The 21,886-nt window shown below is 70.9% G+C and carries 21 protein-coding genes; 7 read left to right on the top strand and 14 right to left on the bottom strand.

Annotation, left to right across the window (positions count from 1 at the left end; genetic code table 11):
- Positions 1-45 precede the first annotated feature (45 nt).
- Positions 46-915, top strand: coding sequence for a deoxyribonuclease IV (locus tag OG199_RS30015; RefSeq protein ID WP_405832094.1), 870 nt, complete (start codon positions 46-48; stop codon positions 913-915).
- A 192-nt stretch (positions 916-1,107) separates the two neighbouring features.
- Here OG199_RS30015 and OG199_RS30010 read toward each other — a convergent pair whose 3' ends face one another.
- Complete coding sequence (locus tag OG199_RS30010; RefSeq protein ID WP_266698601.1) at positions 1,108-1,740, bottom strand: sulfite oxidase-like oxidoreductase; 633 nt, start codon at positions 1,738-1,740, stop codon at positions 1,108-1,110.
- Between the two features lie 156 nt (positions 1,741-1,896).
- Here OG199_RS30010 and bfr point away from each other — a divergent pair, with 156 nt between their 5' ends.
- A complete protein-coding gene (gene bfr / locus OG199_RS30005; protein ID WP_356804376.1) occupies positions 1,897-2,376 on the top strand; it encodes a bacterioferritin in 480 nt (159 codons plus the stop codon).
- A gap of 46 nt (positions 2,377-2,422) precedes the next feature.
- On the opposite strand, the gene OG199_RS30000 is transcribed toward bfr, so the two are convergent.
- Positions 2,423-2,683 (bottom strand): bacterioferritin-associated ferredoxin, encoded by a 261-nt coding sequence (locus OG199_RS30000; protein ID WP_405832092.1) that lies wholly within the window; start codon positions 2,681-2,683, stop codon positions 2,423-2,425.
- A 172-nt stretch (positions 2,684-2,855) separates the two neighbouring features.
- Positions 2,856-4,208: a class II 3-deoxy-7-phosphoheptulonate synthase gene (locus OG199_RS29995; protein WP_266698605.1), complete on the bottom strand. Its 1,353-nt coding sequence runs from the start codon at positions 4,206-4,208 to the stop codon at positions 2,856-2,858.
- Positions 4,209-4,511: 303 nt separating this feature from the next.
- Between OG199_RS29995 and OG199_RS29990 the strand changes: the two genes are divergently transcribed.
- Both OG199_RS29990 and OG199_RS29985 read left to right on the top strand, forming a co-directional pair.
- A complete protein-coding gene (locus OG199_RS29990; protein WP_148014101.1) occupies positions 4,512-4,568 on the top strand; it encodes a trp operon leader peptide in 57 nt (18 codons plus the stop codon).
- Positions 4,569-4,663: 95 nt separating this feature from the next.
- Entirely contained in the window at positions 4,664-6,571 is a 1,908-nt protein-coding gene (locus OG199_RS29985) for an anthranilate synthase family protein (RefSeq protein WP_405832091.1), read from the top strand.
- 159 nt (positions 6,572-6,730) lie between these two features.
- On the opposite strand, the gene OG199_RS29980 is transcribed toward OG199_RS29985, so the two are convergent.
- The 4 genes from OG199_RS29980 to OG199_RS29965 form a co-directional block, all read right to left on the bottom strand.
- On the bottom strand, positions 6,731-7,759 hold the full coding sequence (locus OG199_RS29980) for a 6-phosphofructokinase (protein ID WP_356804369.1): 1,029 nt from the start codon (positions 7,757-7,759) through the stop codon (positions 6,731-6,733).
- 145 nt (positions 7,760-7,904) lie between these two features.
- Positions 7,905-8,552, bottom strand: coding sequence for a response regulator transcription factor (locus OG199_RS29975; RefSeq protein WP_329294796.1), 648 nt, complete (start codon positions 8,550-8,552; stop codon positions 7,905-7,907).
- A 92-nt stretch (positions 8,553-8,644) separates the two neighbouring features.
- Entirely contained in the window at positions 8,645-9,850 is a 1,206-nt protein-coding gene (macS, locus tag OG199_RS29970) for a MacS family sensor histidine kinase (RefSeq protein ID WP_405832089.1), read from the bottom strand.
- 34 nt (positions 9,851-9,884) lie between these two features.
- Positions 9,885-10,652: a lysophospholipid acyltransferase family protein gene (locus OG199_RS29965; RefSeq protein ID WP_356804365.1), complete on the bottom strand. Its 768-nt coding sequence runs from the start codon at positions 10,650-10,652 to the stop codon at positions 9,885-9,887.
- Positions 10,653-10,879: 227 nt separating this feature from the next.
- On the opposite strand from OG199_RS29965, the gene OG199_RS29960 reads away from it, so the two are divergent.
- Positions 10,880-11,689: an alpha/beta hydrolase gene (locus tag OG199_RS29960; protein ID WP_405832087.1), complete on the top strand. Its 810-nt coding sequence runs from the start codon at positions 10,880-10,882 to the stop codon at positions 11,687-11,689.
- The gene (locus OG199_RS29955) at positions 11,682-12,350 is read left to right on the top strand and encodes a hypothetical protein (protein WP_405832085.1); all 669 of its coding nucleotides are present in this window, start codon (positions 11,682-11,684) and stop codon (positions 12,348-12,350) included. The genes OG199_RS29960 and OG199_RS29955 overlap by 8 nt, the downstream gene beginning before the upstream one ends.
- 88 nt (positions 12,351-12,438) lie before the next feature.
- On the opposite strand, the gene OG199_RS29950 is transcribed toward OG199_RS29955, so the two are convergent.
- From OG199_RS29950 to OG199_RS29925, 6 genes are all read right to left on the bottom strand, one after another.
- Positions 12,439-13,191, bottom strand: coding sequence for an endonuclease/exonuclease/phosphatase family protein (locus tag OG199_RS29950; protein WP_405832083.1), 753 nt, complete (start codon positions 13,189-13,191; stop codon positions 12,439-12,441).
- A 481-nt stretch (positions 13,192-13,672) separates the two neighbouring features.
- Positions 13,673-14,626 (bottom strand): ROK family glucokinase, encoded by a 954-nt coding sequence (locus OG199_RS29945; protein WP_266698616.1) that lies wholly within the window; start codon positions 14,624-14,626, stop codon positions 13,673-13,675.
- Positions 14,627-14,680: 54 nt separating this feature from the next.
- A complete protein-coding gene (locus tag OG199_RS29940; RefSeq protein ID WP_405832080.1) occupies positions 14,681-15,151 on the bottom strand; it encodes a DUF5304 domain-containing protein in 471 nt (156 codons plus the stop codon).
- A 57-nt stretch (positions 15,152-15,208) separates the two neighbouring features.
- Positions 15,209-16,378: an ArsA family ATPase gene (locus OG199_RS29935; RefSeq protein ID WP_405832079.1), complete on the bottom strand. Its 1,170-nt coding sequence runs from the start codon at positions 16,376-16,378 to the stop codon at positions 15,209-15,211.
- A gap of 129 nt (positions 16,379-16,507) precedes the next feature.
- Positions 16,508-16,954, bottom strand: coding sequence for an SRPBCC family protein (locus tag OG199_RS29930; protein WP_351725067.1), 447 nt, complete (start codon positions 16,952-16,954; stop codon positions 16,508-16,510).
- Positions 16,955-17,061: 107 nt separating this feature from the next.
- A complete protein-coding gene (locus tag OG199_RS29925) occupies positions 17,062-17,859 on the bottom strand; it encodes a metallophosphoesterase (protein ID WP_356808713.1) in 798 nt (265 codons plus the stop codon).
- A gap of 296 nt (positions 17,860-18,155) precedes the next feature.
- Between OG199_RS29925 and OG199_RS29920 the strand changes: the two genes are divergently transcribed.
- A complete protein-coding gene (locus OG199_RS29920) occupies positions 18,156-19,952 on the top strand; it encodes an AMP-binding protein (protein WP_356808711.1) in 1,797 nt (598 codons plus the stop codon).
- 47 nt (positions 19,953-19,999) lie between these two features.
- Here OG199_RS29920 and OG199_RS29915 read toward each other — a convergent pair whose 3' ends face one another.
- A complete protein-coding gene (locus OG199_RS29915) occupies positions 20,000-21,583 on the bottom strand; it encodes a GMC oxidoreductase (protein ID WP_405832077.1) in 1,584 nt (527 codons plus the stop codon).
- Between the last annotated feature and the right edge of the window lie 303 nt (positions 21,584-21,886).

Raw genomic sequence — 21,886 nt, 5'->3', positions numbered from 1 at the left:
GGTCCGCCGACGGGGTGTACCGGAGCGCGTGACACCCTGAAGGGTGTGACCAGCAAGCAGCCTCGCAATCCCGTCGGTGGCCATGTCCCCGTGGCCGGCGGCCTCCACTCCGTCGGTCTGGCCTACGCGCGCGAGATGGGCGCGGAGACCGTCCAGGTCTTCGTCGCCAACCCGCGAGGCTGGGCGACGCCCCCCGGGAACCCGAAGCAGGACGAGGAGTTCCGCGCGGCCTGCGCGGCCGGGTCGATCCCCGCGTACGTGCACGCCCCGTATCTGATCAACTTCGGTTCGCACACGGCGGCGACGGCCGAGAGGTCGGTGGAGTCGCTGCGGCACTCGCTGCGCCGGGGCCGGGAGATCGGCGCGCTCGGCGTGGTCGTGCACACGGGGAGCGCCACCGGGGGCCGGGAGCGTGCGGTGGCCCTCGCGCAGGTACGCGACCACCTGCTGCCGCTCCTGGACGAGCTGACCCACGACGACGACCCGTACCTCCTCCTGGAGTCGACCGCGGGCCAGGGGGCCTCCCTGTGCTCGCGGACCTGGGACTTCGGGCCGTACTTCGAGGCGCTGGACGCCCATCCGAAGCTGGGGGTCTGTCTCGACACCTGCCACATCTACGCGGCGGGCCACGACCTGACCGGGCCGTCCGGGATGCACCGGACCCTGGATCTGCTGGTGGACACCGTCGGCGAGGGGCGGCTCAGGCTGATCCACGCCAACGACTCCAAGGATGTGGTCGGCGCCCACAAGGACCGTCACGAGAACATCGGCTCCGGTCACATCGGCGAGGACCCGTTCCGCGCGCTGATGACCCACCCCGCCACCGAGGGCGTACCGCTGATCATCGAGACGCCCGGCGGCAAGGAGGGGCACGCGGCGGACGTGGAACGGCTGAAGAAGCTGCGCGACGGCTGAACGCGACCGCCGGACACGGCGACCGGCATCCGTGAAGGAGTACCTCCCGGGGGTATGTGATCGACCCCAGGTACAGGAACCGTCACCTGACGCCGGGGCCACCGCGGTGAACCGGTGGACGATCGGCCGCGGCAAGGGACACTCGCCGTGGTGCACCGCTGCCACCTCTGACGCGCGCGGGCGCCCGCCGGGTCAGAGCTCGGGGCCGTCCCCCGGCTCCTCCTGGTACGAGTAGCGCTGCTCGCGCCACGGGTCGCCGATGTTGTGGTAGCCGCGTTCCTCCCAGAATCCACGGCGGTCGGCCGTCATGTACTCGACGCCACGGACCCACTTGGGCCCCTTCCAGGCGTACAGGTGCGGGACGACCAGGCGGAGCGGGAACCCGTGCTCGGCGGTCAGCAGTTCGCCGTCCTTGTGGGTGGCGAAGATCGCACGGTCGGAGGCGAAGTCGTCGAGGCGCAGATTCGAGCTGAATCCGTACTCGGCCCAGACCATCACGTGGGTGACGGCCGGCGAGGGCGGGGCGATCTCCAGGATCGTGCGTGCGGGGATGCCGCCCCATTCGGCCCCGAGCATGCTGAACTTCGTGACGCAGTGCAGATCGGCCATGACCGAGGTGTACGGAAGGGCCGTGAACTCCTCGTGGGTCCAGCAGTGCTTCTCGCCGTCCGCGGTGGCGCCGAAGACCCTGAACTCCCAGCGCTCGGGGCGGAACTTGGGCACGGGACCGTAGTGCGTGACGGGCCAGCCACGCTGCAGTCGCTGCCCCGGCGGAAGCTCCGACTGTGCCGCCGCTCCCGTTCCTCGCTCCACCGGCTGACCCATGACTCCATCCTGACAGACCCGGGACGGTGTCCATGACCAGCACAACCCTCATCAGGGCAAATCGACTAAGTATGCACTTACTGGACGACCCGGAACGCCGATGCGAGGATGCAGCGCAAACTGCCCAGTTCCCCCCGCCTGGAAGGAGCCTCTGCGATGCAGGGCGACCCCGAGGTCATCGAGTTCCTCAACGAGCAGCTCACCGGTGAGCTGACCGCGATCAACCAGTACTTCCTGCACGCGAAGATGCAGGAGAACTTCGGCTGGACGAAGCTCGCGAAGTACACGCGGCACGAGTCCTTCGACGAGATGAAGCACGCGGAGCTGCTGACCGACCGCATTCTCTTCCTGGAGGGTCTGCCCAACTACCAGCGGCTCTTCCACGTCCGGGTGGGACAGACCGTCACCGAGATGTTCCAGGCCGACCGCCAGGTGGAGATCGAGGCGATCGACCGCCTCAGGCGCGGGATCGAGGTGATGCGGGGCAAGGGCGACATCACGTCCGCGAAAATCTTCGAGTCGATCCTCAAGGACGAGGAACACCACATCGACTATCTGGACACCCAGCTGGAGCTGGTGGAGAAGCTCGGCGAGGCGCTCTACATCGCACAGCTGATCGAGCAGCCGGACAGCTGACCCGGCGGCGGAACCGTTACGGGAACCAGCGGGGCCGTTACGGGAACTAGGCGGCCTCGGCCGCGGCCGCGGGCACCGCGCGACCCGCGAGGCCGGGGAGCTCCGCCAGGGCGGGCCTGCCCTGCTCCGCGAGCTCCCGGCGCGGGCACGCACCGCGGCCCAGCAGGGACTGGATCTGGCGGACGCACGAACCACAGTCCGTGCCCGCCTTGCTCACGGACGCTATCTGGCGCGGGGTGCAGGCACCGTCCTCCGCGTGCTTCTTCACCTGTGCCTCGGTGACACCGAAGCAGCTGCAGACGTACACGCGGTTCACCTCCCGGACGGGGTCGACTGGCGATGCCTTCCCGATGAACGGTGAGGCTAACCTAACCTTACCTGGCGTCCGGAGTCCGCAAAAGTGCGAGAGGGCGCGGATCGTATGTGATCCGCGCCCCACCCACACTCCGCCGCGAGGGACGGAGACAGACCTCGATCCGCTACTGGTCGCGGTACATCTCGGCGACCAGGAAGGCCAGGTCGAGCGACTGGCTGCGGTTCAGACGCGGGTCGCACGCCGTCTCGTAACGCTGGTGCAGGTCGTCGACGAAGATCTCGTCGCCGCCGCCCACGCACTCGGTGACGTCGTCACCGGTGAGCTCGACGTGGATACCGCCGGGGTGCGTGCCCAGGCCCTTGTGGACCTCGAAGAAGCCCTTGACCTCGTCGAGCACGTCGTCGAAGCGGCGGGTCTTGTGGCCCGAGGCCGCCTCGAAGGTGTTGCCGTGCATCGGGTCGGTCACCCAGGCCACGGTCGCGCCGGAGGCACTGACCTTCTCCACCAGCTCGGGCAGCTTGTCACGGACCTTGTCCGCGCCCATCCGCACGATGAAGGTGAGCCGGCCCGGCTCGCGCTCCGGGTCGAGACGGTCGATGTACTGCAGAGCGTCCTGGGCCGTCGTCGTCGGGCCCAGCTTGATGCCGATCGGGTTACGGATCTTGGAGGCGAACTCGATGTGCGCGCCGTCCAGCTGCCGGGTGCGCTCACCGATCCACACCATGTGGCCCGAGACGTCGTACAGCTTGCCGGTGCGGGAGTCGACGCGGGTCAGCGCCGACTCGTAGTCGAGGAGCAGCGCCTCGTGGGAGGCGTAGAACTCGACGGTCTTGAACTCCTCCGGGTCCGTGCCGCAGGCCCGCATGAAGTTCATCGCGTTGTCGATCTCGCGCGCCAGCTGCTCGTAGCGCTGGCCGGACGGGGACGACCTCACGAAGTCCTGGTTCCAGGCGTGGACCTGGCGCAGGTCGGCGTACCCGCCGGTGGCGAAGGCGCGCACCAGGTTGAGCGTGGAGGCGGACGCGTTGTACATCCGCTTCAGCCGCTCGGGGTCCGGGACACGGGCCTTCTCGTTGAAGTCGAACCCGTTGACCGAGTCGCCCCGGTACGTCGGCAGGGTCACGCCGTCCCGGGTCTCGGTGCCCTTGGAACGCGGCTTGGAGTACTGGCCGGCGATCCGGCCGACCTTCACCACCGGCACCGAGGCGGCGTACGTGAGCACGGCACCCATCTGGAGCAGGGTCTTGAGCTTGTTGCGGATCTGGTCGGCCGACACCGCGTCGAAGGCCTCGGCGCAGTCGCCGCCCTGGAGGAGGAACGCCTCTCCCTTGGCGACGGATGCCATCCGGGCGCGCAGCTGGTCGCACTCGCCCGCGAAGACGAGCGGCGGATACGACTCGAGGTCCGCGATCACATCGCGCAGAGCCTCGGCATCGGGGTACTCGGGCTGCTGCGCCGCGGGCAGGTCTCGCCAGGTGTTGCCAGCGCTCGCGCTGGACTTAGCGTTCACGGTCACCTACACCACACTACGGGGTCCCGCGCGGCGTCCTCTCCCGGTGCCCAGCGATTGAGACGTGTCACGCTCGCGCCGAGACGGTCCGGCAGGGGGTGTGAGCTGCGGGTCGGCCGTCGGGGCAGGTGCTTTCCGGCGGTGAGCGGGCCGCGCCGTGGCGGACGCAGTCTAGGGGGATCACTGGACCGCCGTGGGGCCCCGGCCGCGTCGGCCGTGACGCCCTCGTCAAGGTGGCCGAGGCACGGACGCCGCGCGCGGACGCGTCGCGCTGTCGCCCGTCCCCCGGTGTCGGGTAATGTGCGGCGCATGTTCGCGCACTCGCACCAGACCTGGTGGTGGACCGCTCATCCGGCGGCCCACTGACTGCGCGTACGCAAGACTTCGCGAAGGCCGCCCGAGGGGCGGCCTTCGGTGTTTTCCGGGGTCGTTCCTCTCCGATGTGAGAAGGAACAGGACCGATGAACCTGCTCGACCTGCTGGACGATCCACGCCCGTTCGCCCTGCTGTGCCGCCGTACCCCCGGCCGCCCCACCGAGGAGGCCGGCACGGTGGAGGTGCTGCTCGGACCCGTGGCCGAGTACGACCGGCTCGCCGACCTGCCCGACGAGGCCCTCGCGCTCATCCCCTTCCGCCAGATCCGTGAGCGCGGCTTCGACGTCCGCGACGACGGCACACCGCTCGTGGCACTGACCCCCGAGGAGACGTACGAGCTGCCGCTGGAGCGGGCCCTGGCCCAGTTGCCGGCGCACGACGTGCGCGTCGAGGGCGGCGGCTTCGACGTCGGCGACGAGGAGTACGCCGGGATCGTCGGGCGCGTGCTGCGCGAGGAGATCGGACGCGGCGAAGGGGCGAACTTCGTCATCAGGCGCACGTACGAGGGGGAGATCCCGGGGTTCGGGAAGGCCGACGCGCTGGCCCTCTTCCGGCGGCTGCTGGTCGGCGAGCGGGGCGCGTACTGGACGTACGTCGTGCACACCGGGAACCGGACGCTGGTCGGGGCGAGCCCCGAGGTGCACGTGCGGATGTCCGGCGGGACCGTCGTGATGAACCCGATCAGCGGGACGTACCGCTACCCGGCCGGGGGACCCTCCGCCGAGGGGCTGCTCGGCTTCCTCGCCGACGGCAAGGAGATCGAGGAGCTCTCCATGGTCGTGGACGAGGAGCTCAAGATGATGTGCACGGTCGGCGACATGGGCGGGGTCGTGATCGGACCCCGACTGAAGGAGATGTCCCATCTCGCGCACACCGAGTACGAGTTGCGGGGCCGGTCCTCGCTGGACGCGCGCGAGGTCCTGAAGGAGACCATGTTCGCGGCGACGGTCACCGGGTCGCCGGTGCAGAACGCGTGCCGGGTGATCGAGCGGTACGAGCCCCTCGGCCGGGACGGTGTCGGACGCGCCTACTACGCGGGCGCGCTGGCCCTGCTCGGGCGGGACGCGGGCGGCGCCCAGACCCTCGACTCCCCCATCCTCATCCGGACCGCCGACATCGACGCGGGCGGGCGGCTGCGGGTGCCGGTGGGCGCCACCCTGGTCCGGGGCTCGGACCCGGCGGGCGAGGTCGCGGAGACGCACGCGAAGGCGGCGGGGGTGCTGGCGGCGCTGGGGGTCGTGGAGAGGAGCCGGCGCGCGCCGGGCGTACGGCCGACGAAGCTGGCCGACGATCCCCGGGTGCGGGCCGCGCTCGACGGCCGGCGGGCCTCGCTCGCGCCGTTCTGGCTGCGGATGCAGGAGCGGACCGACTCCCTGGAGGGCCATGCCCTCGTGGTGGACGGGGAGGACACCTTCACCGCGATGCTGGCGCACGTGCTGCGGTCGTCGGGGCTGGAGGTGACCGTGCGGCGGTACGACGAGCCGGGGCTGCGGGAGACGGTCCGTGCGCACGCGGGTCCGGTGGTGCTCGGTCCCGGTCCCGGGGACCCCTCCGACACGGACGACCCCAAGATGCGGTTCCTGCGCGGCCTCGCGTCCGAGGTGATCCGGGAGCACCGGCACGGGGTGCTCGGCGTGTGCCTGGGCCACGAGCTGATCGCGGCGGAGCTGGGCCTGGAGACGGTCCGCAAGGAGGTCCCGTACCAGGGCGCGCAGACCACGATCGACCTGTTCGGGCGGACGGAGACCGTCGGCTTCTACAACAGCTTCGTGGCGCACTGCGACGAGGAGGCGGCGGCGGAGCTGGCGGCGCACGGCGTCGAGGTCGCCCGCAGCGGTGCCGGGGAGGTGCACGCGCTGCGCGGGCCCGGGTTCGCGGGCGTCCAGTTCCACCCGGAGTCGGTGCTGACACTGAACGGGGCCGCCGTCGTGCGGGAGCTGATCGCTCAGCTGCGCGGCACCGGCACGCTGTCCGAGGGGCGGCCGGCGGTGTAGTCGAGGGCGTTGCGACCCGTGCTGCGGCGGACGTCGCGCATCGTGCGGTCGAGGACGTTGCCCACCGTGGTGTCGATGATCCGGCCGACGGCATCCGGGGCGCGGTACGCCGAACGCCGCCACGAAGGGGACGTGGCGGCGCGTCGGGGGCGGAGCGGGTCAGCCGAAGAAGACGCCGACCTCCTCGTACAGCTTCGGGTCGACCGTCTTCAGCTTGGCCGTGGCCTCGGCGATCGGGACCCGGACGATGTCCGTGCCGCGCAGGGCGACCATCTTGCCGAAGTCGCCGTCGCGGACGGCCTCGATGGCGTGCAGACCGAAGCGGGTGGCGAGCCAGCGGTCGAAGGCGCTGGGGGTGCCGCCGCGCTGGACGTGGCCGAGGACCGTGGTGCGGGCCTCCTTGCCGGTGCGCCTCTCGATCTCCTTGGCCAGCCACTCCCCGACGCCGGAGAGCCGGACATGGCCGAAGGAGTCGAGCGTGCCGTCCTTGAGCACCGCGTCGCCGTCCTTGGGCATGGCACCCTCGGCGACGACCACGATCGGGGCGTACGAGGCCTTGAAGCGTGACGTCACCCAGGCGCAGACCTGGTCGACGTCGAAGCGCTGTTCGGGGATGAGGATGACGTTCGCGCCGCCCGCGAGCCCGGAGTGGATGGCGATCCAGCCGGCGTGACGGCCCATCACCTCGACGACGAGGACGCGCATGTGCGACTCGGCGGTCGTGTGCAGGCGGTCGATCGCCTCCGTCGCGATGCCGACCGCCGTGTCGAAGCCGAAGGTGTAGTCGGTGGCGGACAGGTCGTTGTCGATGGTCTTGGGGACGCCGATGACCTGGATGCCGTACTCGTCGTGGAGGCGCGCGGCCACGCCCAGGGTGTCCTCGCCGCCGATCGCGATGAGCGCCTCGACCTCCTGCTTGGCGAGGTTCTCCTTGATGCGCCGGATGCCGTTCTCCTGCTTGAGCGGATTCGTCCGCGAGGAGCCGAGGATGGTGCCGCCACGGGGCAGGATGCCGCGTACGGCGGGGATGTCGAGCCGGACGGTGTCGTTCTCGAGCGGTCCGCGCCAGCCGTCGCGGAAGCCGACGAAGTCGTACTCGTACTCCTGCACGCCCTTGCGGACGATGCCCCGGATGACGGCGTTGAGCCCGGGGCAGTCGCCGCCTCCGGTCAGTACTCCGACCCGCATGGAAAAGTCCCTTCGACGCGATTGCCTGAGGGGACTCACGCTAATAGTGATCCAGGTCACTTCGTTATGGGGCGGAAGGGCAATTCCATTGAAATGTGCGGGTGTTGATCACTCATCATTCACTCGATGGTGGACAACACCGGGTTTACGCCTCGTCAAGACCACGTTCTATGGCATAGCGAACCAGCTCCACCCGGTTGTGGAGCTGGAGCTTGCCCAGGGTGTTCTGCACATGGTTCTGGACCGTGCGGTGGGAGATGACCAGCCGCTCGGCGATCTGCTTGTAGCTCAGGCCCTTCGCCACCAGGCGGAGCACCTCCGTCTCGCGGTCGGTCAGCTGCGGGGCCTTGGGCTCGCCCGCTCCCGCGGCCGGCACCGGCTCGGAGGCGAGCCTGCGGTACTCGCCGAGGACCAGGCCCGCGAGGCCCGGGGTGAACACCGGGTCGCCGACCGCCGTACGGCGCACCGCGTCGGTCAGCTCCTCCGTGGACGCCGACTTCAGCAGATAGCCGGTCGCCCCGGACTTCACCGCCTCCAGGACGTCGGCGTGCTCACCGCTGGCCGACAGCACGAGGACGCGCAGCGCGGGGTTGGCTCCGACCAGCTCCTTGCAGACCTGGACACCGGGCTTGGCCGGCAGGTTCAGGTCGAGCACGAGAACGTCCGGGCCGGCCGCCCGCGCACGCCGCACCGCCTGCTCGCCGTCGCCCGCCGTGGCCACCACGGCGAAACCGGCCGCGGCGAGATCACGGGCCACGGCGTCGCGCCACATGGGGTGGTCGTCCACCACCATGACCTTGATCGGGTCCTCGCCCACCTGCTGCTCCGCCTCCGTCGCGTCCGTCATGTCCTTCATGTCCGTCATCGCTGCTCCGCCTTCCCCCGTCAGACCCTCGGTCGGACCTTCGGTACCTTCAACTCGACCTCGGTGCCCTGGCCGGGGACCGAGATCAGTGCGGCCGCGCCGCCCAACTCGCGCAGCCGGCCGCGGATCGACAGGGCCACGCCGAGCCGCCCCTCTCCCTCGGCCTGGGCGAGCCGCCCCTCCGGAATGCCGGGGCCGTCGTCGCGCACGGTGACGATCACCGTGTCCGGCTCGTCCTCGACCAGGATCCACGCGCGGGCGCTCTCACCGACGTGCTTGCGCACATTGTCCAGGGCGGCACCCACGGCCGCGGCCAGCTCCCGGGCGGCCACCGGGGCCAGCGGTACCGGGGCGCCCGGCTCGGAGAGGGTCACGCGCGCGGTGGCGTACGGGGCGAGCAGCACGCGCAGGTCGACGGGGCTCCCGTCGTCGTCCGGCTCCTCGACGGCCCGTACGACCGCGCCGAGCGCGGCGTCCTCGGACACCCGCGAGACGGGCAGCAGGCCGCCGGAGACGAGCGTGCGCAGCGCCACCTCCTGCTCGCCCGCCATCCGGCCCAGCTCCGCGGCCTCGCCGCCGAGGGCGCTGCCGCGCCGCTGCACCATGGCGAGAACCTGGAGGACCCCGTCGTGGATGTCCCGGGCGAGGCGCTCGCGTTCGCGGGTGGCGGCCTCGATCTCCAGGGCGCGGGCGAGGGTGAGCTCGGAGGCGCGGGCGACCTCGACGACGTAGCCGATGGCGATGGAGGCGACCCAGACGAGGATCACGTTGTGGACGGTGTCGCGGGTGGGGGCGCCGCGCTCGACGAGATTGGCGAGCGCGACGAGCGTGGAGGCGAAGGCCGCCCAGCGCCAGCCGCCCTTGATGGCGAAAGCCAGGACGGAGCCCGCGGTCCATATCGACGGGAGCGTGGGCCCGCCGTCCACGATGCTGTGGTGGGTGACCGCGACCGGCGTGAGCAGGATGCCGGTGAGCGCCACGGCCAGGTCGACGGCGAGGAAGCGCTTGGTGCAGCTCGCCGCGTTCGCGACCCTGGGGACGGTCGCCAGGGTCCAGACGAACAGGACGGCGTAGTAGCCGACGGCCACCCAGGGGTGGGCGAACCTGGCGGTCGCGGTGACGAAGAGCCCGATCGCGTACAGCATCGTCAGCACGCGGTACGCGGTGAGCGCACGCCACAGCGGCTGCTCGACCGACATCCTCATGACTCTCTCGCGCTTGGCCATGCCCCCCCCCACCCCACCGCCCCGACGAACGCGTCTAGGAGCCGGCCGCCCGTCCCTCTTCAGTCCCGGCCGCCTTCGCGGCCTCCTTCTGCGCCTGTTCGACTTCCTTCTGCGCCTGCTTCTCGGCCTTCGCCGCGTCCGCGATCTGCCGCTTGGCGGCGGTCGCGTAGATGTCGACGTACTCCTGGCCGGAGAGCTTCATGATCTCGTACATGACCTCGTCGGTCACCGCGCGCAGCACGAAGCGGTCGTGTTCCATACCGGCGTACCGGCCGAAGTCGAGCGGCTTGCCGATGCGGATGCCCGGGCGCATCAGCTTGGGCATCACCTTGCCCGGCGGCTGGATCTTCTCGGTGTCGATCATGGCGACCGGGATGACCGGGGCGCCGGTGGCGAGGGCCACGCGCGCGAGGCCGCCCGGCTTGCCGCGGTACAGACGTCCGTCGGGCGAGCGCGTGCCCTCCGGATAGATGCCGAACAGCTCACCGCGCTCGACGACGTCGATACCGCTCTTGACCGCCGCCTCGCCCGCGCCGCGCGCGCCGGAGCGGTCCACCGGGAGCTGGCCCACGCCCTTGAAGAACGCGGCGGTCATCCTGCCCTTGATGCCGGGCGTCGTGAAGTACTCCGCCTTCGCGATGAAGGTCACCTTGCGGTCGAGGACCGCGGGCAGGAAGAACGAGTCCGAGAAGGACAGATGATTGCTTGCCAGGATGGCGGGGCCCTCGGCGGGAATGTTCTCGAGGCCTTCCACCCAGGGTCTGAAGGCAAGCTTCAGCGGCCCTCCGATGGAAAACTTCATGGCGCCGTAGATCAACCGAATGCCTCCTGTGTCGTCGCTCAGACCTTATCCCGGGGGACTGTCAAAGGAGCCGACGACCCTGGTCGGTGTCAGTGCGGTCGCGTACGGTGAAGTACGCCCGGATCTCCCGGGGTCGTGTTCCGCCTCCGTTCGGGTCGCCCGTCTTGTTCCGGTCCGCCCGCCTGCCTTGTCCCGTTCCGCCCGTCCTGACGAACAGGAGACCGAAGGTGCCGGTCCTTCCTGGAGCCGAGCCGTTCCGCCACGAGGGCGGAGAGGTCGGCGTCCTCCTCTGCCACGGTTTCACCGGGTCCCCCCAGTCACTGCGCCCCTGGGCCGAGTTCCTCGCCGAGCGCGGCCTGACCGTCGCGCTCCCGCTGCTGCCCGGACACGGCACGCGCTGGGAGGACATGCAGCTCACCGGCTGGCAGGACTGGTACGCGGAGGTGGACCGCGAACTGCGCGCCCTGCGGGAACGCTGCACCAAGGTGTTCGTCCTCGGCCTCTCCCTGGGCGGCGCGCTGGCCCTTCGGCTGGCGGCGAAGCACGGGGACGAGGTGAGCGGCATCGTCGTCGTCAACCCGGCGAACAAGGTGCACGGGGCCGCCGCGTACGTCCTCCCCGTGCTCCGTCACTTCGTACCGACCGTGGGCGGCATCGCGAGCGACATCGCCAAGGAGGGCGTCACGGAACTGGGCTACGACCGGGTGCCCCTGCGGGCCGCGCACTCCATGCGGAACTTCTACCGGATCGTCGACGGGGAGCTGCCCCAGGTCACCCAGCCGCTCCTGCTGCTGCGCAGCCCGCAGGACCATGTGGTGCCGCCGGTGGACTCGGCCCGCGTGCTGAGCCGGGTGTCGTCCACGGACGTGACGGAAATCCTCCTGGAACAGAGCTACCACGTGGCGACGTTGGACCATGACGCGGACCGGGTCTTCGAGGAGAGCTACGCGTTCATCGGCCGGCTCGCGCCCGGCGTCGGCGAGCGGTCCGGCGCGGTTCAGGCGGGTCAGCAGGAAGGGACGGCCACTGGTGGCTGAGCAGGACGCGGAGCGCGGCGAGCCCGACGAGAAGGGCGTACCCGTCGGCGGGCCCCCGGGGGACGAGCAGGGTGTGCCGTTCGACGAGGACGCCGCGTGGCAGGCGATCGTCGAGGGGTACGGCGAGGAGCCGAAGGATCCGCCCGGCGCGAAGCCGTTCAAGTCGGTCGAGGACCTGGCACTCCTCGATCCCGAGACGAACGGCACCGCCACGGGCCGTGGGGGCAGGCCCGAGCGGCGCGACAAGGGCGACAAGAACGAGACCGACAACGCCGACCGGAACGACGAGGACGGGGACCGGCCCTCCGCGGCCCAGGCTCTCGGCAGCTCCGTCTCCTTCGCGCCCGGCGTCGGCGGTCCGCGCGACTACGCCGCGGCGGAGCCCGCCGAGGAGGACTTCGACGAGGACGACGAGGGCCATTTCGTACCGCCCGAGCCGCCTCCGCTGCCGGCCGCCGACACCACGGCCAAGTTCGCGTGGCTCGCCGTCATCGGCGGTCCGATCGTGCTCCTGCTGGCCGTCCTGCTCGGCTGGGACATGACCTGGTGGCTCGCCACCGTGGGCATCGGCGGCTTCCTCGGCGGCTTCGCCACCCTCGTGATGCGCATGAACCCCGACGACGAGGACGAGGACGACCCTGGGCGGGGCGCGGTGGTCTGAGACCGTCCCGGCACGTACTCCCCGGGTAGGTCTCCGGGACCGACGCGTCAGGGCGGACGCCTCAGGACTGACGCTCGGGACCGAGGCCTCAGGACGCCGGCACTCTGAGGGCGGCCAGTACGGGCAGATGGTCCGTGGCCGCCCTCAGGTCCGTCTCCGTCACGCCGGGGTGGCCCAGCGGCACCCCGCATCCCAGGATCTCGACGCCCTTCGTCGCGAAGACCGCGTCGATACGGCGGTGGGGAGCGTCGCGGATCCAGGTGTGCTCGGCGCCCCAGGGGCGGGTCGCCCAGCCGTCCTGGAGGGAGGCCGCGAGGCGCTCGAAGGTGCGGCCGTCCGGGCGGTCGTTGAGGTCGCCGCCCGCCACGGCGTGCGGGGTGTCGAGGGCGGCGAGGCGGTCCAGGAGCATGCCGCCCTGCTCGTGACGCTCGTCCGCGTCGAGCGACAGGTGGCAGCTCAGCACGCCCAGGCGGGCGCCGCCGAACCGGACGACGGCCGTGGCGAAGCCCCGGCGGAACTGGCCGGGGGTGAGCGGGAGCAGGACGTCCTCGGTGCGTTCGACGGTGGCCCGCAGGGAGCACAGGAGTGCGGGGCCGGCCGCCGGGGCGCCACCGGACAGGATCATCTGGCCGGAGGCCGCCGCGAGACGGGCCAGCTTCTTGCGCCAGCGGAAGAAGCGGGGGGCTTCCTGGACCAGGACCAGGTCCGGCGCGCAGGCGCTGATCACGCGCGCGAGGGCATCGGTGTCGTCACGCATCGACCGGATGTTGTAGCTGAGCACCCGGATCACGGCGGAGCCGTCGGGTTCGGTGTGGGAGTGGGGCAGCGGGGTCGTCGCCATGCGGATCAAGATACGGGGGCGCTCCGCTGGGTGGGGAGGAAATCGCGGTCGGTTCGGATTTCGGCTGCGGGGGCCGTCGTGGCCGGTCGCGCAGTTCCCCGCGCCCCTACCGGGGCACGACAGCGCGCCCCACGCACCGGGAAGGGGCCGACCCGATGCCGTCGATGCCGTCCGCGCAGGAAAGATCCGCAGCACGACGGCAACCACCCGCAGGGGGAAAACGCCGTCCGTCCGGATCTCGGCTGCGGGAGCCGTCGTGGCCGGTCGCGCAGTTCCCCGCGCCCCTACCGGGGCACGACAGCACGCCCCACGCCCCGGGAAGGGGCCGACCCGGTGCCGTCGATGCCGTCCGCGCAGGAAAGATCCGCCACACCACGACAGCCACCCGCAGGGGAAAACGCCGTCAGGCCGGGGCACGGCAGCGCCCGCCGGCTTCGAGGGCGCGGCGGGCGATGTCCTGTGACTGTGTGTGGCGCGGGCGTCACATGATCGGGTCGGGCTCCCGGGCCAGGTCCGCCGCGCCCACGAGGCCTGCCTTGTTGCCGAGCTGGGCGGCGATCACGTCGGCCACGGGGCGCCAGTTGCCCCCGACGAGCCAACGCTTGTACGACTTGCGGATCGGGTCGAGGACCAGCTCGCCCTCGTCCGACAGACCGCCGCCGACGATGAAGGCCGACGGGTCGAAGAGCGAGGCGAGGTCGGCGAGACCGGCGCCGGCCCAGCGGGCCAGCTCCCGGTAGGAGTCCACCGCCACCGGGTCGCCCTGCCGCGCCGCCACCGAGATGTGCTTGCCCTCGATGCCGTCGGGGTTGCCGTCGCCCAGCGCGAGCAGGATCTCCGCGTTCTCGGGCGTCGCGTTGGCCCGCTGCTTGGCGTAGCGGACGAGGGCGCGGCCGGAAGCGTACTGCTCCCAGCAGCCCTGCGAGCCGCAGCCGCACAGCAGACCGTCCGGCACCATCCGGATGTGGCCGAACTCGGCGGCGACACCGAAGTGCCCGCGGCGCAGCTTGTTGCCGATGATGATGCCGCCGCCGAGGCCCGTGCCCAGCGTGATGCAGATGACGTTCCGGTGGCCCTTGCCCGCGCCGAACTTGTACTCGCCCCACGCGGCCGCGTTCGCGTCGTTCTCCACCACGACCGGCAGCCCCACGCGCGCCTCGACCTCGGCCTTGAGGGGCTCCTGCCGCCAGTCGATGTTGGGCGCGAAGTAGACCGTCGAGCGCTGGCGGTTCACGTATCCGGCCGCACCGATGCCCACGCCGACGATGTCGTGTCCCGCGCGCGCGCCCTCGACGGCGGCGGCGATGGCGTCCACGATGGCCTGCGGCGTGGTGGGGGTCGGCACCTTGTGGGTCGAGAGGATGTTGCCTTCCTCGTCGACCACACCGGCCGCGATCTTCGTGCCGCCGATATCGACGCCGATGGTGAGTCCCATGAATCCCTCAGTTTCGGTCGAGCCCCGCTACGGCCAACCGTACCCGAGCGGCCTTTAGTCCAAGTCAATCCGCTCCCCCGGACCGGTGCCCTCGTCGCGAGGGCCGGTCTCCGGGGTCGTCCAGCGCCGTTCCTGTGCCTCGACGGCCGAGCGGTAGGCGGCGAGCAGCTCGGAACCCGCGGCCGCGAGGTGGTCGAAGACGTCGGGGTTGCGTTCTATGACCGGTTCGACGGCCGCCTTGGCCTGCTGCACGACCTGGCTGACCATCTGCTGGGCGGTACCGGAGGCGATCGCTCCGAACAGCGGTGAGTTCAGACCGGACAGCTTGTCGGCGACCGCGTCGACGAGTTTGCGCAGTTCCTCGGAGGCGGAACCCGACGGAGGCCCGTACTGGGTGCGGCGGCGGGCCTTCTCCGCCGCGAGATCCTCGGCGCACGCCTTCGCCCAGGCGTCGGCGTCACTGACGCGCGCTTCGTCCACCGCCTCGTGCTGAGCGGAGTCGGACGTGGTGCGCTCTTCACTCATGGCGGACTCCTGCCTACGTTTCCTCCCTTCGACGTTACCCGAACAGGGGTACCGGGTTCACCGGATGCGCGGCCACAGATCCGGGTCCGGCGCGAAACGGATCCTCAGCTCTCCCCCGCGCAGCGCGGCGCCGTCCACGGTGCAGCGGCGCAGCGCGGACGGCAGCGGCACGATCCGGCGGAACTGCCCCACGGTGACGACCAGTTCGTCGCCCCTGCGGATCAGGTCCAGTTCCTCGCGTATCGCGCCGGGGAGCGGGATGTGCCACACGAGGACGCCGTCCTCGGCGAGGTGGTCGAGGACGGGCCACTCGACCGGGGGTGGCGTTTCGTTGACACCGGGCAGCGGGAGCGCGCCGAGGTCGTCGGTCCCGCGCGGGTCGCGGCCCAGGTGCGGGACCTCGTGGACGGCGTACGCCTCCCGCCACTCGTCGAGCGCCTTGCGCTGCTGGGCGGCGAGGGCCCCCAGCCAGGTGTCCGGGGTGGCGGCGGGCAGCACCCGGTTGGCGAGCAGCGTCTCGACGCGCAGGCCGCGCAGGGCGAGGCCGGTGACGGCGGTGCGGGCGGCGTCGGTGCCGGCCGGTCCGGGTTCGGCGACCACCCGTACGGTCGTGGCGCGGTCCTCGACGACCGACGCCACGGCGGCCAGCTCGACGTCCCAGCGTGCCGCCGTCTCGTACAGCCACTCGGCGGGCATCGGGACGCCGGCGAGGCGGCCGAGGACGGGCCGCAGGGCCCGGGCGGCCTGGCGCTCCGCGGGGAGCAGGCGGCGCAGGTAGCGGCGGAGCTCCTCGGGGAGCGCGAGCAGGGCGAGGGCCCGCTGGGTCGGGGGGAGGTCCACGACCAGGAGGTCGTAGGTGTCCGAGGTCGCCGCGTCACGCAGGGCGCGCAGCAGGGCCAGCTCCGCCGCGCCGGGCAGCGGGGTGAGCTCCTCGGCGTCCAGTCGGGCGGCGCCGAGCAGATCGAGGGCCGCCGTCGCGCGGTCCTGGAAGGCGGTGAGGTCCTCGCGGAAGCGTTCCGTCGGGTCGGGACGCCAGGTGGTGAGGCCGGGGGCGGCTTCGGCGGGCTCCGCGCCCGTGCCGGTGCCGAGCGCGGCTCCCAGGGTGTCGGCGCGGTCGGCGCTCAGCAGCAGGGTGCGGGTGCCCTCACCCGCGGCCTTCAGCGCGGTGGCCGCCGCGAGGGTCGTACGGCCGGTGCCGCCGGAGCCGGTGATCAGGATGGTGCGCATGGAAGGGAACGCTACCCGCGCCGGGCGTCCCCGCAGCCCCGCCCCGTCGCCCGTGCGCTCCCGGAGGCCCCGCGCCGGCCCGCGGGCGGCGCGTGTGCGGACCCGGGTCGGTCCGGGCGGGGACCGGGGTCAGCCCGCGTCGCCCGACTCCACCCGCTTCTTCAGGCCCGCCAGGGCGCGGTCGATGATGACCTTCTCGGCCTTGCGCTTGATCATGCCCAGCATGGGGATCTTGACGTCGACCGTCAGTCGGTAGGTGACCTCGGTGGCGCCGGTGCCCGCCGGCTTGAGGAGGTACGAGCCGTCCAGGGAGCGCAGCATCTGGGACTTGACCAGGGTCCAGGAGACCTCGTGGTCGCCGGTCCAGGTGTAGCCCAGGGTCTGGTCGTCCTTGATGGCGCCGGCGTCCATGACGAGGCGTACCTGCTCGGCGCGGCCCTGCCCGTCCGTGCCGAGTACCTCGGCCTCCTTCACCTCGCCGGTCCAGTCCGGGTAGCGGGCGAAGTCGGCGATGACCGCCATGACGTCAGCCGGTGCCGCCTCGATCGTGATGCTCGAGCTGGTGTGTTCCGCCATCGCCGTGGCTCCTCCAGGTGCGGTCCGGTGAGGGAGGGTGGTGCGCACGTGTGTGCAGCGTGAAGGCTACCGCGCGCCGACCGAACCATTGCCACCCCGCCTGGCGTTCACCATTCCAGCGACCAGGGCCTCCCCGAACCGGCGAAGTGCCCGACGTTCACGCACTCCGTCGCGCCGATCCGCATCCGCGGGACGAGTGGCTGGTGGACGTGGCCGAAGAGCGCGTAACGGGGGCGGGTGCGGCGGATCGCGTCGAGCAGCGCACGGGACCCGCGTTCGAAGCGGCGCGCCACCGTGTCGTACACCAGATCGGGCACCTCCGGCGGGATGTGCGTGCACAGCACGTCGACCTCGCCGACCGCCTCGACCTTCGCCGCGTACTCCTCGTCGCTGATCTCGTAGGGCGTCCGCATGGGGGTGCGCAGGCCGCCGCCGATGAAGCCGAAGACCCGGCCGCCGATCTCCACCCGCTCGCCGTCGAGGACGGTGGTGCCGGGTCCGGCGTACTCCGCCCACAACGGAGGCATGTCGACATTGCCGTAGGTGGCGTACGTCGGTGTCGGGAACGCGGCGAACAGCTCGGCGTACTGCTTGCGCACCGCCTTCTCGATGACCCCGAGGCGGTCCATCCCCACGCCGGCCCACAGGCGTGCCCCGAACTCCCGCGCCTCCGTGAAGCGGCGGGCGGTGCGCAGCTCGACCAGCCGGTCGGCGTTCTCCGTGCCGAAGAGGTCGGGGAAGATGCCCCGCGAGTGGTCGGCGTAGTCGAGGAAGAGCACCAGGTCACCGAGGCAGATCAGGGCGTCGGCGCCGTCGCCGGCCCGGGCGAGGTCACGTGCGTTGCCGTGCACGTCACTCACCACATGAATGCGCGTCCTGCGGTTACCGCCTGGTGTGGGTGCCATGGCGATCAAGCGTAGGCCTGTGCGGCAAACGTGAACAGAGGCGGTCGGACCTGCGGTTACTGGCACGCCGAGAAGGGCGTGGACTACTGTGCGCGAAGGAACGCCAACCTGTGTGACGCAGGGAACATCTCGCCGGGACCCCCTATCGAAACAGCCGTACCGGTGGGTAACGTCCGGGCCGTCCAGTCGTACTCAGGATTTCAACAACGATCTTCCCGGGTACCTGCCCGAGCCTTGGACCGCACCGTCGCATCACACAGAGTCGTGGCGCCGGCGCCCTATGAGGAGCAGCAGTCTTGCGCGAGTTCAGCCTTCCGGCTTTGTACGAGGTCCCTGCGGACGGAAATCTGACCGACATCGTCCGCAGAAACGCCGCGCAGCATCCCGACGTCGCCGTCATCGCCCGCAAGGTGGGCGGCACGTGGACGGACGTCACCGCCACGGTGTTCCTCGCCGAGGTGCGGGCCGCGGCCAAGGGCCTGATCGCCTCGGGTGTGCAGCCCGGCGACCGGGTCGCCCTGATGTCCCGCACACGCTACGAGTGGACGCTGCTCGACTTCGCCATCTGGAGCGCGGGCGCCGTCACCGTGCCGGTGTACGAGACCAGCTCGGCGGAGCAGGTGCAGTGGATACTCGGCGACTCGGGCGCGACCGCCTGCATCGTCGAGCTGCCCACGCACGCGGCCTCCGTGGAATCGGTGCGCGAGCGGCTGCCCGCCCTCAAGCACGTCTGGCAGATCGAGGCCGGCGGGGTCGAGGAGCTGGGCCGTGCCGGCAAGGACGTCAGCGACGCGGCCGTCGAGGAGCGCAGCTCGCTGGCCAAGGCCGACGACCCGGCCACCATCGTCTACACGAGCGGCACGACCGGCCGGCCGAAGGGCTGTGTGCTCACCCACCGCGCCTTCTTCGCGGAGTGCGGCAACATCGTGGAGCGGCTGCGTCCGCTGTTCCGCACGGGCGAGTGCTCCGTGCTGCTGTTCCTCCCCCTCGCCCATGTCTTCGGACGTCTCGTGCAGGTCGCGCCGATGATGGCGCCGATCAAGCTGGGCTGCGTCCCGGACATCAAGAACCTCACCGACGAGCTGGCCGCGTTCCGGCCGACGCTGATCCTCGGTGTGCCGCGCGTCTTCGAGAAGGTCTACAACTCCGCGCGCGCCAAGGCGCAGGCGGACGGCAAGGGCAAGATCTTCGACAAGGCCGCGGACACGGCGATCGCGTACAGCCGCGCGCTGGACACCCCGTCCGGCCCCTCGCTCGGCCTGAAGATCAAGTACAAGACCTTCGACAAGCTGGTCTACAGCAAGCTGCGTGCGGTGCTGGGCGGTCGCGGCGAGTACGCCATCTCCGGCGGCGCCCCGCTCGGCGAGCGGCTCGGGCACTTCTTCCGCGGCATCGGCTTCACGGTCCTGGAGGGCTACGGCCTGACCGAGTCCTGCGCGGCCACCGCCTTCAACCCCTGGGACCGGACGAAGATCGGCACGGTCGGGCAGCCGCTGCCGGGTTCCGTGATCCGCATCGCGGACGACGGCGAGGTGCTGCTGCACGGCGAGCACCTGTTCAAGGGGTACTGGAACAACGAGGCCGCCACCGCGGAGGCGCTGGCCGACGGCTGGTTCCACACGGGCGACATCGGCACCCTCGACGAGGACGGCTACCTCCGTATCACCGGCCGCAAGAAGGAGATCATCGTCACCGCGGGCGGCAAGAACGTCGCCCCGGCCGTGATCGAGGACCGCATCCGCGCGCACGCGCTGGTCGCGGAGTGCATGGTGGTCGGCGACGGGCGCCCGTTCGTCGGCGCGCTGGTCACCGTCGACGAGGAGTTCCTGGGCCGCTGGTGCGCGGAGCACGGCAAACCGGCGGGTTCCACCACGGCGTCGCTGCGCGACGACCCGGATCTCGTACGTGCGATCCAGGACGCGGTCGACGACGGCAACGCCGCGGTGTCGAAGGCGGAATCGGTGCGGAAGTTCCGCATTCTGTCCTCCCAGTTCAGCGAGGAGTCGGGCCACCTGACGCCGTCCCTGAAGCTCAAGCGCAACGTGGTGGCGAAGGACTACGCGGACGAGATCGAGGCGATCTACCGGGGCTGATCCCGGCGCGTCCGGCTCAGGTGTACGGCTCTACGGCTCTACGGCTCTCATGGCGCGGTGTCCTCGGCGAGGATCCGCGCCATGCCGCGTTCCGCGAGCGCGGTGATCGTCACGAACGGGTTGACCCCGATCGAGCCCGGCACCAGTGAGCCGTCGGTGATGTACAGGTGCGGATAGCCCTTCACCCGGCCGTAGTTGTCCGTCGCCCTGCCCAGCACACAGCCGCCGAGCGCGTGGTAGCAGAAGTCGTCGGCGAAGGTCTTGTTGTCGCCGAAGAGGTCGTAGCGGTAGATCGTCGCGTTGGCCGCGTTGATCCGGTCGAAGAGCTTCTTGGCCATGCTCACCGAGACCGCGCTCTGGGCCGCGGTCCAGCCGAGCTTGGCGGAGTCCGTGGTGGCGTCGTAGCTGAAGGACGCCCGCTCCGGGTTCTTGGTGATCGCCAGGTAGAGGCTGATCCAGTGTTCCAACCCCATGGGCAGCGGGGCGATTTCGGCGAAGACGGGGTTGGAGGTGTTCGCCCAGTCGTCGATCCCCATGACGGGCATCGTGGCCTGGTTGGCCCCGACCGTGTCCCAGATGTGGTTGGCGCGGCCGGTCATGACGTTGCCGTTGGTCCCCCAGCCCGTGCCCACGCTGGCGTCCAGGGCGGGCAGGGCGCCCGTCTCCCGGGCCCGGACGAGGAGTTCGGTGGTGCCGAGGCTGCCCCCGCCCAGGAAGAGGTACGTGCAGCTGTACTGCTTGGTCTCCACCACCGCGCCGGTGGTGTCGATCCGGTCGGCGGTCAGGGTGTACGTACCGTCGGCGGCGCGCTGGACGGCCCGGACCCGCTCCAGGGTGTGGATGGTGACGTTGCCGGTGCCGAGCGCGGCGGCGAGGTACGTCTTGTCGAGGCTCTTCTTGCCGTAGTTGTTGCCGTAGATGACCTCGCCCGCGAGCGCGGACTTGGTGGCGGTGCCGGCAGCCTCCCGCTGCATGTAATTGAAGTCGTAGACGTTCGGTACGAACGTGGTCTTCAGGCCGGCGTTCGCCGCGGCCTTGCGGGAGGTCCGGGTGAACTTGTACCACTCGGTGGACTCGAACCAGGTGGGGTCGACCGTGTTGACACCGAGCATGGTGCGGGCGCGCGGGAAGTAGGTGTTGTACATCTCGGTGGCGTCCACGCCGGGGAACTGCTCGGAGAAGTACGACTGCGGGGGTGTGACGGCCATGCCGCCGTTGACCAGCGAGCCGCCGCCGACGCCGCGGCCGACGTACACGGACATGTGGTCGTAGTGGACGCGGTCCAGGACTCCCGGGTACCGGCCGATGTCCTTGTTGACGAGGTCCAGCCACAGGAACGTGGCGAGCGGGGCCTCGGTGCGGGTGCGGAACCACATGGAGCGCTGGTCGGGGGCGCTGGTGGAACAGAAGACCTTGCCGTCGGAGTCGGCGGTGTTCCAGAGCCTGCCCATCTCGATGACGAGCGTGCGGATGCCGGCCTGGCCGAGGCGGAGGGCGGCCACGGCGGCGCCGTAGCCGGAACCGATCACGATCGCGGGGGCGTTGTCGACGGCGGCGGGTTCGGCGGCGTGGGCCGATTGGAGGCCGATGCGGGTGAGGCCGATGGTGGCGGCCGTCTGGAGGGCGGCCATGCCCAGGATCTGACGTCTTGTCAGGTGACGGTTAGTCATCTGATGATGAGTCAGATTTTCTGTCATGTGCGCAGCATCGGCGGATTATTGGCTTCCGCCTAGGGGCTTCGCCCGGATTTCGAGGAGGTGGGGGTCCGTGTGCGCGGGGATGTGCGGGTGCGTCGGGGTATTGCGCAGTTCCCCGCGCCCCTGAGGGGGGTGGGGGCCGCTGTGCGTGGGAATGTGCGGGTGCGCTGCGGCTGAGCGCGCCGTTCCCCGCGCCCCTGGGGAGTTGGTGGGGGCGACCGTGAAGGCGTGCGGGTC

The organism is Streptomyces sp. NBC_01176 (genome assembly GCF_045039825.1).
Classification (GTDB): Bacteria; Actinomycetota; Actinomycetes; order Streptomycetales; family Streptomycetaceae; genus Streptomyces.
This window is presented reverse-complemented; position numbering and strand designations above follow the sequence as displayed.

What these genes read in the sequence shown, in the direction of transcription:
- OG199_RS30010 (WP_266698601.1), bottom strand. Translation starts at nt 1,740, where the DNA reads ATGGGTCAGCCGGTGGAGCGAGGAACGGGAGCGGCGGCACAGTCGGAG.
- bfr (WP_356804376.1), top strand. Translation starts at nt 1,897, where the DNA reads ATGCAGGGCGACCCCGAGGTCATCGAGTTCCTCAACGAGCAGCTCACC.
- OG199_RS29985 (WP_405832091.1), top strand. Translation starts at nt 4,664, where the DNA reads ATGAACCTGCTCGACCTGCTGGACGATCCACGCCCGTTCGCCCTGCTG.
- OG199_RS29980 (WP_356804369.1), bottom strand. Translation starts at nt 7,759, where the DNA reads ATGCGGGTCGGAGTACTGACCGGAGGCGGCGACTGCCCCGGGCTCAAC.
- OG199_RS29975 (WP_329294796.1), bottom strand. Translation starts at nt 8,552, where the DNA reads ATGGTGGTGGACGACCACCCCATGTGGCGCGACGCCGTGGCCCGTGAT.
- macS (WP_405832089.1), bottom strand. Translation starts at nt 9,850, where the DNA reads ATGGCCAAGCGCGAGAGAGTCATGAGGATGTCGGTCGAGCAGCCGCTG.
- OG199_RS29965 (WP_356804365.1), bottom strand. Translation starts at nt 10,652, where the DNA reads ATGAAGTTTTCCATCGGAGGGCCGCTGAAGCTTGCCTTCAGACCCTGG.
- OG199_RS29950 (WP_405832083.1), bottom strand. Translation starts at nt 13,191, where the DNA reads ATGGCGACGACCCCGCTGCCCCACTCCCACACCGAACCCGACGGCTCC.
- OG199_RS29945 (WP_266698616.1), bottom strand. Translation starts at nt 14,626, where the DNA reads ATGGGACTCACCATCGGCGTCGATATCGGCGGCACGAAGATCGCGGCC.
- OG199_RS29940 (WP_405832080.1), bottom strand. Translation starts at nt 15,151, where the DNA reads ATGAGTGAAGAGCGCACCACGTCCGACTCCGCTCAGCACGAGGCGGTG.
- OG199_RS29935 (WP_405832079.1), bottom strand. Translation starts at nt 16,378, where the DNA reads ATGCGCACCATCCTGATCACCGGCTCCGGCGGCACCGGCCGTACGACC.
- OG199_RS29930 (WP_351725067.1), bottom strand. Translation starts at nt 16,954, where the DNA reads ATGGCGGAACACACCAGCTCGAGCATCACGATCGAGGCGGCACCGGCT.
- OG199_RS29925 (WP_356808713.1), bottom strand. Translation starts at nt 17,859, where the DNA reads ATGGCACCCACACCAGGCGGTAACCGCAGGACGCGCATTCATGTGGTG.
- OG199_RS29915 (WP_405832077.1), bottom strand. Translation starts at nt 21,583, where the DNA reads ATGGCCGCCCTCCAGACGGCCGCCACCATCGGCCTCACCCGCATCGGC.